Source organism: Streptomyces sp. NPDC032745 (assembly GCF_055579465.1).
Genome location: NZ_JBVING010000016.1, coordinates 130,180 through 143,253, shown reverse-complemented (window position 1 = coordinate 143,253; position 13,074 = coordinate 130,180). Strand labels below are relative to the sequence as shown.

General features: G+C 71.2%; 14 protein-coding genes. 7 read left to right on the top strand and 7 right to left on the bottom strand.

The features are described from left to right. Window positions 1–6: 6 nt before the first annotated feature. The gene (locus ACZ5WG_RS32750) at window positions 7–597 is read left to right on the top strand and encodes a TetR/AcrR family transcriptional regulator (protein ID WP_468727958.1); all 591 of its coding nucleotides are present in this window, start codon (window positions 7–9) and stop codon (window positions 595–597) included. Here ACZ5WG_RS32750 and ACZ5WG_RS32745 read toward each other — a convergent pair. The 4 genes from ACZ5WG_RS32745 to ACZ5WG_RS32730 all read right to left on the bottom strand — a co-directional run bounded on the left by ACZ5WG_RS32745 (window position 580) and on the right by ACZ5WG_RS32730 (window position 3,195). Then, window positions 580–1,422, bottom strand: a complete 843-nt coding sequence (locus tag ACZ5WG_RS32745) for a helix-turn-helix transcriptional regulator (protein ID WP_468727956.1) — start codon at window positions 1,420–1,422, stop codon at window positions 580–582. The two genes, ACZ5WG_RS32750 and ACZ5WG_RS32745, sit on opposite strands and share 18 nt — an antisense overlap. A gap of 104 nt (window positions 1,423–1,526) precedes the next feature. After that, window positions 1,527–2,498 (bottom strand): NAD(P)-dependent alcohol dehydrogenase, encoded by a 972-nt coding sequence (locus ACZ5WG_RS32740; RefSeq protein ID WP_468727955.1) that lies wholly within the window; start codon window positions 2,496–2,498, stop codon window positions 1,527–1,529. Next, complete coding sequence (locus ACZ5WG_RS32735) at window positions 2,495–2,773, bottom strand: helix-turn-helix transcriptional regulator (protein ID WP_468727953.1); 279 nt, start codon at window positions 2,771–2,773, stop codon at window positions 2,495–2,497. Before ACZ5WG_RS32735 ends, ACZ5WG_RS32740 begins: the two co-directional genes overlap by 4 nt. Continuing rightward, complete coding sequence (locus ACZ5WG_RS32730) at window positions 2,767–3,195, bottom strand: hypothetical protein (protein WP_468727952.1); 429 nt, start codon at window positions 3,193–3,195, stop codon at window positions 2,767–2,769. The genes ACZ5WG_RS32735 and ACZ5WG_RS32730 overlap by 7 nt, the downstream gene beginning before the upstream one ends. Before the next feature lie 255 nt (window positions 3,196–3,450). On the opposite strand from ACZ5WG_RS32730, the gene ACZ5WG_RS32725 reads away from it, so the two are divergent. Together ACZ5WG_RS32725 and ACZ5WG_RS32720 are read left to right on the top strand one after the other, a co-directional pair. Next, on the top strand, window positions 3,451–3,885 hold the full coding sequence (locus tag ACZ5WG_RS32725; RefSeq protein ID WP_468727951.1) for a DUF7144 family membrane protein: 435 nt from the start codon (window positions 3,451–3,453) through the stop codon (window positions 3,883–3,885). Window positions 3,886–3,934: 49 nt separating this feature from the next. Beyond that, window positions 3,935–5,557, top strand: coding sequence for an FAD-dependent monooxygenase (locus ACZ5WG_RS32720; protein WP_468727950.1), 1,623 nt, complete (start codon window positions 3,935–3,937; stop codon window positions 5,555–5,557). A gap of 1 nt (window position 5,558) precedes the next feature. Here the strand turns inward: ACZ5WG_RS32720 and ACZ5WG_RS32715 are convergent, their stop codons facing one another. Both ACZ5WG_RS32715 and ACZ5WG_RS32710 read right to left on the bottom strand, forming a co-directional pair. After that, entirely contained in the window at window positions 5,559–6,098 is a 540-nt protein-coding gene (locus ACZ5WG_RS32715; RefSeq protein WP_468727948.1) for a CAP domain-containing protein, read from the bottom strand. Window positions 6,099–6,322: 224 nt separating this feature from the next. Next, window positions 6,323–8,038: a serine/threonine-protein kinase gene (locus tag ACZ5WG_RS32710; RefSeq protein ID WP_468727947.1), complete on the bottom strand. Its 1,716-nt coding sequence runs from the start codon at window positions 8,036–8,038 to the stop codon at window positions 6,323–6,325. A 112-nt stretch (window positions 8,039–8,150) separates the two neighbouring features. On the opposite strand from ACZ5WG_RS32710, the gene ACZ5WG_RS32705 reads away from it, so the two are divergent. Beyond that, entirely contained in the window at window positions 8,151–8,825 is a 675-nt protein-coding gene (locus tag ACZ5WG_RS32705; protein WP_468727946.1) for an SMI1/KNR4 family protein, read from the top strand. Window positions 8,826–8,832: 7 nt separating this feature from the next. Here the strand turns inward: ACZ5WG_RS32705 and ACZ5WG_RS32700 are convergent, their stop codons facing one another. Beyond that, on the bottom strand, window positions 8,833–9,198 hold the full coding sequence (locus ACZ5WG_RS32700; protein ID WP_468727945.1) for a hypothetical protein: 366 nt from the start codon (window positions 9,196–9,198) through the stop codon (window positions 8,833–8,835). A 162-nt stretch (window positions 9,199–9,360) separates the two neighbouring features. Here ACZ5WG_RS32700 and ACZ5WG_RS32695 point away from each other — a divergent pair, with 162 nt between their 5' ends. The 3 genes from ACZ5WG_RS32695 (at window position 9,361) to ACZ5WG_RS32685 (ending at window position 12,983) form a co-directional block, all read left to right on the top strand. After that, on the top strand, window positions 9,361–10,305 hold the full coding sequence (locus ACZ5WG_RS32695) for a GDSL-type esterase/lipase family protein (protein ID WP_468727943.1): 945 nt from the start codon (window positions 9,361–9,363) through the stop codon (window positions 10,303–10,305). A 10-nt stretch (window positions 10,306–10,315) separates the two neighbouring features. Continuing rightward, a complete protein-coding gene (locus ACZ5WG_RS32690) occupies window positions 10,316–11,527 on the top strand; it encodes an MAB_1171c family putative transporter (RefSeq protein WP_468727941.1) in 1,212 nt (403 codons plus the stop codon). A 202-nt stretch (window positions 11,528–11,729) separates the two neighbouring features. Beyond that, complete coding sequence (locus ACZ5WG_RS32685; protein ID WP_468727940.1) at window positions 11,730–12,983, top strand: pyridine nucleotide-disulfide oxidoreductase; 1,254 nt, start codon at window positions 11,730–11,732, stop codon at window positions 12,981–12,983. Window positions 12,984–13,074 lie beyond the last annotated feature (91 nt).

Here is a 13,074-nt window from a genome sequence, read left to right as displayed (position 1 = left end):
GTCGCGTTGAACGACGGCGGACAGGGTGCGGGAAGCGCGGCCGGGTCGAAGCGCAAGGATGCCCGGCGCAATCAGCAGACCCTGCTGGAGGCGGCCGCCGCGGTGTTCGTCGCCTCGGGGGTGGAAGCGCCGGTACGTGACATCGCGGCTGCGGCCGGGGTCGGGATGGGGACGATCTACCGGCACTTCCCCACCCGGGCGGACCTGGTCATCGCCGTCTACCGCCACCAGGTCGACGCCTGCGCCGAGGCCGGCCCGGCCCTGCTGGCGGCCGGCCCGACACCGTACGCCGCCCTCGAACGGTGGGCCGGCCTCTTCGTCGACTTCCTCGTCACCAAACACGGCCTCGCGTCCGCGATGCACGCCGACAATCCCGGCTTCGAGACGCTGCACGCCTACTTCCTGGACCGCCTCGTGCCGGTGTGCACGCAGCTCCTCGACGCTGCCGCCGCCGCGGGCGAGATCCACTCCGACCTCACCGCGTACCCCCTCATGCGCGGCATCGGCAACCTCTGCATCGGCGCCGAAAACGACCCCCGCTACGACGCCCGCCGACTGGTCGCGCTCCTCGTCGCAGGACTACGCCAACCCTGCTGACCGCGGCGCGCGCCCCGTGGAACGGAGTCCTGCGAAGGCAGCCGCGGTGGCACTGGCGGGCTCGGCCTGGTAGACGACCAGCTGCTGGTGCGGGGCATCGTTGACGGTGAAGGCCGAGAACCGGATCTCCAGAGCGCCGACTTCGGCGTGTGCGAGGTGCTTGGGCTGCCGGGTCTTGCCCCGCACCTCGTGCCGCGCCCACCGTGCGGCGAATTCCGGGCTCTTCGCGCACAGCGTGTCGACGACTTCGGTGATCCGCGGAGACTCGGGCTCGTATCCGTACGCGGCGCGGATTTCGGCGACGCAGGAGTTCGCAGCCTTCTCCCAGTCCCGGTGGAAGCTGCGTCCGGCCGGGTCGAGGAAGACCATGCGGGCCAGGTTGTCGAACTGCTGGAATCCTCTGTGCAGGGCCGCGGCGAGGGTGTTGTGCGCGAGGACGTCCAGGGCCGGTCCCAGGACGAAGGCGGGGGTGTCGGACCAGCTGTCGAGCAACTGCAGGAGCTGGGGGCTGACCCGGGAACGACCGGCGGGAGTCCCACGGCGTTCACGGGGCGCACGGGTGAGCCGGCGCAGGTGGTCGAGCGCCTGGTCGTCGAGGTGCAGGGCAGCGGCGATCGCGTCGACGACCTGCGGCGACGGTCTGGTCTCCCGGCCCTGTTCCAGGCGCATGTAGTAGTCGGGGCTCACGCCCGCGAGCAGGGCGACCTCCTCGCGGCGCAGCCCTGGTACCCGCCTGCGGCCGTGCGCGGGCAGGCCCATGTCCTGCGGCTTGAGGGCTTCGCGTCGTGCTCTGAGGAACTCTCCCATGGGACTGCTGTCGTGCATGAAGTCAACGTACTGGAGAAGAAATCAAGCGTGCTCCGGCTGTGGAACGCGCCCTGTTCCAGCGGCAGGGGCCCGGGCACCACCGCCATCGCTGACGACACGGCCTAGACCCGGATCGCGATCTTGCCGCGTACGCGGCCCTCCCGCAGGCGGCGTATCGCGTCCGGGACTTCGGCCAGCGGGTACGTACGGTCCACCACCGGGGTGAGCGCGCCGGACTCCACGAACTCCCCCAGGACGCGCAGGTCTTCGGGGCGGGGCGTGGCGGCGAGGCCGCGCAGGCGGTGGCGGGTGAACGGCGACAGGAGCAGGGCTCGCAGCTGCCGGTCGTGGCCGCCGATCCAGCGGCCGTCGGTCTCGCCGCCGACGATGACCAGCGTCCCGCGAGGGGTCAGGGCCCGGCGCAGCCGGTGGAGGGGACGATTGCCGGCGATGTCGAGGACGAGGTCGTAGCGGTGGACTCCGTCAGTGGGGTCCTCGCGGGTGTAGTCCACGGTCCGATCGGCGCCGAGGGAGCGGACCAGGTCCGCCTTGGGGGCGCTGCACACTCCGGTGACGTGTGCGGCCCCGAGCGCCTTGGCCAGTTGCACGGCGTAGGTCCCGACCCCGCCCGCGGCGCCGATCACCAGGACCCGCTGGCCGGGCTCCAGCCGGCCGGTACGCAGGGCCTGGAGGGCCGTGGTCGCCGAGATCGTGACGACCGCCGCCTCTTCGGGCGTGAGCCGGGCCGGCCGCGGCGCCAACTCGTCCTCCTTGGCGCAGGCGTACTCCGCGAAGGAGCCGGTGCAGGTGCCGTAGACCTCGTCGCCCGGACGGAAGCGGCCGACGCCCGGTCCGACGGCCTCGACGCGGCCGGCGACGTCCAGGCCGCGGACCCGCTGTTTGGGTGCCCTCAGACCGAAGCCCGCTGCGCGGAGCGCGTAGGGCGTGCCCGTCATGAGGTGCCAGACCCCCTGGTCGAGGCCGGCCGCCTGCACGCGCAGGAGCACCTCGCCCGGCCCGGGGACGGGTTGTTCGGTCTCTTCGAGGCGCAGGACGTCGGGCGGTCCGTACACGTCCTGGACGATGGCTCTCATCGGCTGTCTCCCTCGTTGCCCGTACTGCCGGTCGTGGTGGTGGCGGCCGAGCCGCCGGCGGGGGCCGAGTACTGGAAGACGCTGTCGAGCGGGACCCCGAACACCCGGGCGATCTGGAAGGCCATCTCGAGCGAGGGCGAGTAGCGGCCCTGCTCGATGGCGATGACCGTCTGGCGGCTCACGCCGATGCGGCGGGCGAGCTCGGCCTGGGTCATCTCGCCGTGGGCGAAGCGCTGGGCCCGGATGGTGTTGGTGACCCGCGTCGCCTTCACCACGGGTGGAATCCGAACCGGTAGGAAATGACCTTGACCACCGAGCTGAGCACCGATGACAGGACGAAGGCCAGGTAGATGGAGTTGGCGATCCAGAACGGAGCGGCCTCGGCCATCGCCAGGAGCAGGCCGGCCACGCCGCCGATCACGACGAAGGACTGCCCGACGTACTCGCCGAAGCGGTGGATCTCGCGGTCGCGCTGGTCCTTGACGCTCGCCTCCTCGGGCGAGAAGGCGGCGATCGCGATGTGGGCGGCGATGGACGCGACGATCGAGAGGCCGACCGTCCACAGCAGGGCTCCGGCGTACGGCGCGCGGGTCAGCGGCACTCCTGCGGGGCGCCCCAGAACGACCCACAGGTACACCGCGTAGGACCCGACCGCGACCACCAGCATGCTCCAGGCACGTTTCTCCTCGACTGCCACCGACACTCCCCATGTCAAGAAAACCAGACATGGGGAGTGTCAAACAGTCACGACATGATGTCAAGCATTCTTTACCACCGCACCGCCGGGGCGACGACCCCCAAGGCCTTGGGGCATACGCATTTCAGGTGGTCACAGCGGCGTCACCGCTTCGGAGTGCCGACACGGTGCCCCCATGCCACGCTGAGACGGGGGATCGCGCCGGCTCCGGCATGCACGGCTGACCGGACGGCGCTGCCAAGCAAGGAGGCCGACATGGCCAGTGACTCCACCCGACCCGACGCGGCCGCCGTCAGCCCGAGCCCGTGGCACGCGCCCACGTCCGGAAGCACCGTCCTCGCCGGAGCTCTGATGATCTTCGGTGGGGCGATGGCGATCTTCGAGGGGATCTCGGCCGTCGTCAAGGACCCCCTGTTCATCGCCACACGCCACTACGTGTTCGAGTTCAGCCTGGCGGGCTGGGGCTGGATCCACCTCATCGTGGGCATCGTTCTCGTCCTGACCGGCTGCGCCGTGCTCAGCGGAGCCCTGTGGGCGCGCTACTTCGGCGTGTTCGTCGCGGGGCTGGGCACGGTCGCCAACTTCCTGTGGATCCCGTACTACCCTCTCTGGGCCACGGTTCTGATCGCCGTCAACCTCTTCATCATCTGGGCGCTGTGCCACGGCATGCACCAAGAGGCCGCCGACTGACGGGCGCCGGTCGCCTCGTCAACCCCAAGGTGAGCAGGAGGAGTTCGAAATGCCCGAAGCGGACGCCGGGGTGGACGCCGAGGTGGACGCCGAGGTGGCCGTCCTGATCGTCGGAGGTGGGCCCGTCGGGCTCACTGCGCGGGCGCTGCTGGAACGCTGGGGCGTGCCGGCCTTGCTGGTCGAGAAACACGCCGAACTGTCGCCCTTTCCCCGGTCCCGGCTGGTCAACGTGCGCTCGATGGAGATCTACCGCCAGCTCGGGCTCGCTGCCGAGATCACGGCCAACGCGTTCGCAGCCGAGTACGGCCGCGTCCGCTTCCGCGACACCCTGCACGGCGACGACTTCGCCACGGCGCCGATGGTCGGGGTCCATGCTCCGGTGCCCGAAAGCCCCGCGATCGGCGTGGTGACCTCGCAGGACCGGCTGGAACCCACCCTGCTCGCCGCAGCAGACTCCGACGTGCGGTTCGGGGTCGAGCTCATCGACCTGGCCGAGGAGGCCGAGAGCGTCGTGGCCGTACTCGTCGACCACCGACAGGGCGCCGGCCGGGAGACTCGTGTCCGGGCCCGTTACGTGATCGCCGCCGACGGCGCGAACTCCGGCGTCCGGCAGCGGCTGGCCATCGACACCGCCGGCCCAGGAGCGCTCGGGAGCTTCACCACCGTGGTGTTCGACGCCGACCTCGACCGCTGGCGCGCTCGCCAGCCCGCCGGGGTCTACTTCACCGCGCACGGATCCTTCGGACCGCTCTACCCCGAAGGAGGCTGGGCCTGGTTCGGTCCGACGCCCGAGGACGCCGCGCACGTCGACTGGCACGACGTGGTCTCGCGGGCCCTCGGCCCCGGCGCCGGCGTACGAGCCGATGTGTTGCGGGTCCAGCAGTGGACGATGAACGCCTTCGTCGCCGAACGCTTCCGGCACGGCCGGATCATGCTGGCGGGCGATGCCGCGCACGCGATCCCCCCGATCGGCGGTCTGGGCATGAACACCGGCGTCGCCGACGTGCACAACCTGTGCTGGAAACTGGCGGGCGTCCTCCACGGGTGGGCCGCGCCAAGCCTGTTGGACACGTACGAGACGGAGCGACACCCCGTCGCCCACCGGACCCTGCGCCAGTCGGTGGCCAACACCCAGCTCATGGTCCAGGTACTGAACCGGCGCCGCGACCAGCTGCAAACGGGCGCAGGACCCTCGGCCCAGGTCGAACTGCCCTGGTCGGAGAGGTACTTTGCCCAACTCGGTCTCGTGCTCGGCGTCGGCTACCGCTCTGCCGCCGTACTCGGCGACGACGACGGCACCCCGCCCGAGCCGTCCGACGGCGGCACGGACTACGTCCCCACCACGAGGCCGGGCCACCGGATGCCGCACCTCTGGCTGACACACCACCGCTCCACGCTCGACGCCTTCGGCGAATGGTTCACGCTGCTCACCCCGGAGCCCGCCCGGTGGGGGAAGCAGTCCAACGGACCGTGGCCGCTTCGCGTCGAGCACCTTCCGCAGGAATACCTCGGACGCTGTGGTCTCCGCCCCCACGGAGCACTCCTCGTCCGGCCCGACGGCCACATCGGCGCCCGCTGGCGCGACCGCCCGCCGGGCGACTCCGCCCTCCATCACGCCATGACCACGACCACCCGCTCGGCACCCCCCGGCACTGTCGGCGCCGGCCGGTGAGTCAGCTTGCGTACCGGCACACGACGACCCACCCGGCACCGGGAATGGGAACGCCGCTCTTCGCACCGCAACCGATCTTCTGCCACTTGCTGTCGATCATGTTGTAGTAGTGACCCCACTTCTGGTAGCCGGCGGGGTTGCTGACGTAGTCATGGTTGGGATCGGCGTCGTAGTCGCTCTTCTCCGCGGCCCATTGGCCCGTGGCCTCGCCCGGCGGATAACCCGACATGTTCTCGGCGGCGTTGTTGATCGGGGCGTGGTTCAGCTCGCCGCCCGCCGTGGATGCCGGGTCATCGGCCCAGGCCTGGGCCTCGGCGGCGAGCGCGGCATCCCAGGTCAAAGGGGGCTGGTCGGCTTGTTGGCGTACGGTGTTCGTCTCGGCGACGATGGCCTGTTGCTCGGCGGGACTGAGCTCGGCGGGGCGCACTGCCGAGTGGGAGACGGTCGCGGTGGCACCCGTAGCCAGCGCCATGGCCCCTGTCATCAGCGCCGCTGCGACGAGGGCCGAGGCCCGGTGGTGTACCCGGGGAAGAGTCTTCATTGCGACTCCCTGGTCGCACAAAAAACAGCAGCAGAGGCAAGACCTGCTGGGCCGTGCCGGCGTGGGTCACTGCCGTCGGTAGCGGGCCGCACGGCCGGCTGTGCGATGGCCGAGGCCATCGGCGACGAAGTGGTCTGATCGGCGGCCGCACACGGCCGCCCTCCGTACGACCAGCCTATGACCCGGGCCTCCGCGCGGCGAACGGAGTGACCGGCAGGAAGGTGTCAGCAGCGGGTCGACGGGCCGCTCTGGCGGGTGAGGTTGTCGTTGGACATCCAGCCGGATGCGCTCGAGTCGGCGGCGCGGACGAAGGTCCACTTGTTGCCGTACGCGTTGACGATGTAGCAGTGGAGCAGAAGTTTCGTGCCGGACTTGGCCGTCGCCACGGAGGAACACGTCTGGTAGGGCCCGGTCACGATGTGGTAATTGCCGGCCATGTAGCCGTAAGTACCCGGGTTCCGCTCCTGGTGGCTCCAACCGGTGCAGCTCGTGGACACGGGGCTGGGCTCGGCCGGCGGAGAGGCCGACGCCTGCGGGGCCGAGCCGCCCTTGCCGCTCGCCGTCGGCGTCGGTGTGGGCGACTTGCCCGCCTTGCCGGCGGTCTTCTTCGGCTCCGGACGCCGGGAGTCTTCGGACGCCGGCCCGGAGGGGTTGCGGGCGCCCTGGGGCGACGCCGCCTGTGCCTGCTGCCGGCCGCTCTTGCCGCCGGGCCGGCCCACCACGGCGTACGTGATGCCGCCCCCGGCGAGTACGACGGCGACCGCCGCGGCGATGACGATGCGTCCGCGGGCCCCTCTTGCGGCGCCGGGAACCCGGGGGGCGGCCGGTGCACCGGTCTGCCCGAAAGTGCCCGGCCCGCCGGGGGCCGGGTAGCCGGCGTGGGGCGGCTGCGGGGAGGGCTGGGGGTACGCCACCGGAGCAGGGCCGTAGCCGGGCGGAGGCACCGGGGCGACGGGGGCTCCGACCGAAGCAGTGCCCGCCGTCGCGAGCGGGGCGGCCGCAGGGCCAGCGACAGGGCTGGCGGCAGGGACGGTCGGAGGAGCAGCCACCGGGGCGGCTCGGTTCACGCTCCGGCCCTGGGCCACCGCCTCCAGCATCTCGCGCGCCTGCCCGGCGGTGGGCCGGTTCGCCGGCTCCTTCACCATGAGCGCCTGGAGCACGGGGGCGAGCGCTCCGGCTCGACGGGGTTCCGGCAGCGGCTCGGCGACGATCGCCGACAACGTGGACCACGCGGACGTGCGGCGGAACGGTGACGTGCACTCCACGGCGGCGTACAGCGTCATGCCGAGCGACCAGATGTCCGACGCGGGACCGGGCTCCGTGCCTTGCGCCCGCTCCGGCGGCAGGTAGTCGAGGGAGCCGATGATGTCGCCGCTGCGGGTCAGCTTGGCCATCGCCTCGTCGCCCGAGGCGTCCAAGGTGGCGATGCCGAAATCCGTGAGCACGACCCGTCCGTCGCGCTCCAGCAGCACGTTGGCCGGCTTGACGTCTCGGTGCAGGACCCCGGCCCGGTGCGCGGCGTCGAGTGCGTCCATCAGCTTGGCGCCGATCGCCGCGGCCTCGCGCGGCTCCAGCGGGCCCCGCTGCGTGAGTACGTCGTCGAGCGAGGGACCGTCGACGAGTTCCATCACGATGACCGGCAGGCCCTGCTCCTCGGTGACATCGTGCACGGTGACCACACCGCCGTGCCGGATACGGGCGGCGGCCTGCGCCTCCCGCTGCATCCGGGTCCGCAGATCGGCCAGTTCGGCCCCGGAGGCGTCGGTGTAGGCCCGCATGACCTTGACGGCGACTTCCCGGCCGAGCAGTTCGTCCACGGCGCGGGCCACCACGCCCATGCCGCCGCGTCCGATGACCGCGGTCACCCGGTACCGTCCGCCGAGCAGCTTGCCGACCAGCTCCGAGCCGTTCGCCTCCCCCGCCGTCACCACACGCCCCATTCATCACCGTTGGTCAACTCACGTACTGAGCAGGCCCCAGGGTAATGGCACGCACATTCGGGCCATCGCGCGAGCGAGCCCGGCGTGTCGAGCGCGCGCTAGGGTGCCGGCCATGACCGATGACCGGATACGGGTCGAGCAGACCCTCGCGGCCTGGCGCAGGATCGAGACGTGGCTCGAGGAGTACGCGCCGCGCAGCCACCGGCGTCTGCCGCCGCCGGCCTCCGAGGAGGAGATCCGGGCTGTGGAACGGGAGCTCGACCTGGTGATCCCCGCCGACGTCCGGGCGTTCTACCGGCTCCACAACGGCACCGGCCCCGACGTCGACTTCGAGTGGTCGGCCTGGGACGGTCCGCTGCCGATCCCCGAAGGCGCGTGGGATCCCGGGCAGGACCCCAGCGGATACATCTTTCCGGAAGGGGGGATCGGGCCGCTGCAGAAGGTGACGCACTGGATCGACGGACCGGCCGGGTACGAGCGTGACGAAGAGCCGCAGCAGCGGTATCTGGCTTTCGTCGCGTCGGATCCGGACGGGTTCTACGGGCTGTTCGCCGACTGCACTCCCGGGGAGGGGTACGGCGGCCTCGGCAGTTACGCCGAGGCCGACGTACCCGCGCCGGGGACCTGGCCGTCGTTCGCCGCGTACCTGACCGCCGTGGCGGACGCGTTGTACGACGGGCTGGGCGTCGGCACCGGCACGGACGTGCCGGGTGTCCTGCACCACTCCTTGCACTGGGACGATCCGCGGTCGCCGTCGGAGCAGGAGTGGGAGCCCTTCCGCGGATAGCCGCCGGTCAGGGTCCTTCGTCGTACGTCCCCGCCTCCACCTCGAGGGCGAGCTGCTGGAGTACCTCGATCGACGAGACGTCCGTCCGGCCGCCGTCGTGCGCCATGGCGAGGCTGGTGAACGCCAGGCTGAATCCGGCGACCATCGTGTGCAGAGCCGGTCCCAGTGCCTCCGCGACGAGGCGGGCCACCTGCTGCGGGGACGAGTCGGCCGGCACGCTGATCGAGGGCAGCATCTCGTTCAGCAGCTGGGTGACGATCCCTGCTTCCGTCTCGGGACCGTCGTCGTCCTCACCGGCTTCGGCTGCCCGGCGGATCTCCTGGGCCTCGGTGAGGATGCCGATGACTCGCTTGAGGACCTCTGCACGTTCCATCTTCGGAGCGTAGCTCCAGGCCGCTCGGGCCGGGCTCACGTTCTCTGATCTCGTCCTTCCCCGGTGGCGGCCGCGTGATGACCGGGGAGGGCCCGTTCGGTGACCCGGGTCGGCCGTTAGGGTGAGTTGATCATTCCTTCAAGAAAGGCCACGCGGCTCACAGTGACCGAATCACGCCCCCACACCTTGTTCTCCTTCGGCACGCTGATGGACGAGAGGGTGCAGACCGCTCTCTTCGGCCGGGCCGTGCCCACTGCTGCGGCGTCGCTGGCCGGCTACACCACCCGGCCCCTGCCGATCACCGACCCGGCCGTGATCGCCGCCAGCGGCCTCGACGTGCACCTGATCCTGGAGCGCAAGACCGGCGCCGCGGTCGAAGGCGCCGTCCTGCACCTCACCGATCAGGACCTCGCCGCGGCCGACGCCTACGAAGTCGACGACTACGCCCGCCGACGGGTGGTCCTCACCTCCGGGGAGAGCACCTGGGCCTACCTGGACGCGAAACCGCTGCGCTCCGCACAGCGCATCGTGATCGTGGGCGACAGCATCGCCTACGGGCGCTGTGATCCGCGGGGAGGGTGGGCAGGCCACCTGGCGGCCGCCCACATCGCGGGGAACGAGGCCGAACACCGGGTCTTCAACCTGGCCATACCCGGTAGCACCCTGACCGACGTCAGTGAGCAGACACCCGCGCTGCTGGGCCCGCGACTGCCGGACACCCTCCTCGTCGCCGCCGGCATCAACGACTCCGCCCTGCCGCTCGCCGTTGCAGGGGCTCACGTCGACGGGCCGGCGCCGGCGCACCTCGCGGACCGTCTCGGCTCGCTGGCTGCCACGGCCCTCGGCCACAATGCGCGACTCGTCGTCGCAGGACCGACATGGATCGACGAAACACGCACCCGCGACTACGAGGGCCTGCGATTCACCCGGGCACGAGCACTGGACCTGCGCGAATCCCTGCGGGCCTGGTGCGACGGGAACCACGTCGACTTCCTCGACATGTGGGAGCCGCTGCGCGAGAAGAGCGAACTGCTCGTCGACGGCCTGCACCCCACCCCCGAAGGGCACGAGGCGGTCTACCGGCATCTCAACGCCCTAAGTCGCTGAGGAACACGGCGTGAACGACTCGAACGGACTGGGCTTCTACGTACCCGGAGTCCTGCTGCTCGTGGCCGCGAGCCTCAAGCTCCCCGCCCTCTGGCGCAACCCCCGCGACGAACTCCTGCGGTCCGTCTGCATCCTCCTCGCACTGGCGACCGCCGTGTTCGGGTTCACCGCGATTCCCACCATCCTCGCGGTCAACAGGATCACGGGAGTCCCCAACGCCGCCGCACCGCTCGTGTTCTCGCTGCTCACGGCCTTCTCCGGCGCCAACATCGTGCTCATCTTCCGCTGGAGCAGCGGCCCGGAGGACGCCGAGCGGACACGCCGGCGCTCCCGCCTGTGCAACGTGGTCACCCTCGCGGTGATCGCGGCCATCAACGTGCTCTTCGCGCTCGGTGACGCCCCCGTCGAGCGCGTGCGCGACCTGGACACCTACTACGCGTCCACGCCGTACATCAGGGAGATGATCCTCCTCTACCTCGCGGCCCACACCACGGCAGCCGTCACCATGACGCTTCTGTGCTGGAGATGGGCGCGGGAGGTCCACGGCGCCCTCCGCTCGGGACTCGGGCTGATCGCCGTCGGGTACGTACTCAACCTCTTGTACGACATCGCCAAGTTCACCGCGATCGGGGCCCGCTGGGCGGGGGGCAACAACGACTGGGACGTCCTCAGCACCGAGATCGCACCGGCACTCGCCTCCGTGTCCGCGCTCCTGATCGCGACCGGGTTCGTCCTGCCACTCATCTCCCAGCACGTGACGGGCCGATGGCGGATGTGGCGCCGGTACCGTCAGCTCCGCCCGCTGTCCCAGGAACTGAAGGAGGCGACACGGCGCAGCATCGAGCTGGCCAACGGGCCCTGGACGTCCATCGAGATCCGGTTGACCCAGCGCGAGTCGGACATCCACGACGGGATCCTCACGGTCAGTCCCTACCTGCAGGCCGGCGTACGGGAGCAGGCGCTCCGGGAGGAACTGGAAGCCGGTCGTCCGGACGAAGAAGCTGCGGCCGTGGCCGACGCCGCCGCCCTGGCGAATGCCGTCGTACTCTGGAGCCGTGCGCAGAACGCTCCGGAGGACGAGCCCGCGTCACGGGACGCGAGCCCGGTCCTGGCCTCACCGAACAGCCCCCTGGGCCTGGTCCGGATGTCCCAGGCGCTGACCAGGTCGGCCACCGTCCGTTCCTGCCGGCGAAGCACCGTCCCGGAGAGCAGCGCACCGTGACATCGCACCCTCCCGCGTTACCCCGCGTGGTCGTGCTCGGCGGCGGCCTGGCCGGCACTCTCGCCGCGGCGGCGCTCGCCCCCACGTCGGCGAGATCCTGATCCTGGAGCGCGACAGCGCGCTGCCGCAGACACCCGCGCCGCGGGCGAGACTCCCCCAGGCCGCGCACGCCCACGCGCTGTGGGCCGGCGGGGCGGATGCCATGAAGGAACTCCTTCCGGGGGTCACGGCCGACTGGCTCGCGGCCGGCGCCCACCGCATCCCGATCCCCAACGGGATGGTCTCGTTCTCGCCGGCCGGCTGGTACCGGCGCAAATGGGATCCGACGCACTACGTGATCGGTGCCGGCCGGGACCTGATCGACTGGGCCCTGCGCAGGCGGGTCCTGGCGATGCCCAACGTCGGGCTCCGGACGCGTACGAGAATCACCGGACTGGCAGGAGACGGCACGCGCGTACGGGGCGTGTACGTCGAACAGGCCGGGCACGACGGACAGGACGCGCACCGGAGCCCGGTCCTGATCCAGGCCGACCTCGTCGTCGACGCGACCGGCCGCAGCTCGAAGAGCACCCGGTGGCTCCTCGACATCGGCGGCCCCGAGGTGCGGGAGGCCGTGGTCGACGCCGGTGTCCGGTACGCCAGCCGCCGGTACCGCGCACCGGAAGGAACGGAGACCGATTGGCCGGTGGTGCACATTCCGGCCGATCCCCGACAGGCCCGGCCGGGGCTCTTCGCCACCATCATCCCCATCGAGGACGGCCAGTGGCACGTCAGCCTCTCGGGCACGCGCGGCGGCGAGCCCTCCTCGAGCGAGGACCTCTTCGAGGAGTTCGCCCGCAGGGTCCGCCATCCCCTCGTGGCCGATCTCCTCGCCCGCGCGGAGCCGATCAGCGACGTCAGCGTGTACGCGCGCACCGCCAACCGTCGCCGCCAGTTCGAGCGGGCCGGGCTCTCCGAGGGATTCCTCGTCCTCGGTGATGCCGCCACCAGCCTCAACCCCGTCTACGGGCACGGGATGTCCGTGGCCGCCCTCGGCGCCCTCGCTCTGCGCGGCCAGGCCGCACGGACGCCGGTCGCCTCCGCGGGCTTCACGTCACGGGCCCAACGCGCGATGGCGCGGCCGGCGGCTGCGGCATGGCTGCTGGCGGTCGGCCAGGACCGCTTCTACCCCGGCGCGATCGACAGGAGACCGAACCTTGCGGACCGGCTGAGCGCTCGGTACGTCCACCGCCTCGTCCACACGGCCACGGGCAACGGCCTGGTCGTCAAACGGGTCACTGACGTCGTCACCCTGCGGAAGCCGGCCGGCATCCTCGCCGACCCGGCAGTTCTCCTGGCGGCAGCACTCGGCCCCCGCAAGCCCCTGCTCGACGGCCCTGAACTGACGGCACGGGAGCAGCACATCCTGGCCCGGCCCCCATTGCGCTCACCTCAGACCTCGGGCGCCACCGACTAAGGGCTGTCCCGTAATCCCCGGTGAATCAGCGCGCGACGTCAGATGCGGTGCATCGCAAGGCGGAGGAGCGTCCTCGTACTGGGCGTACATG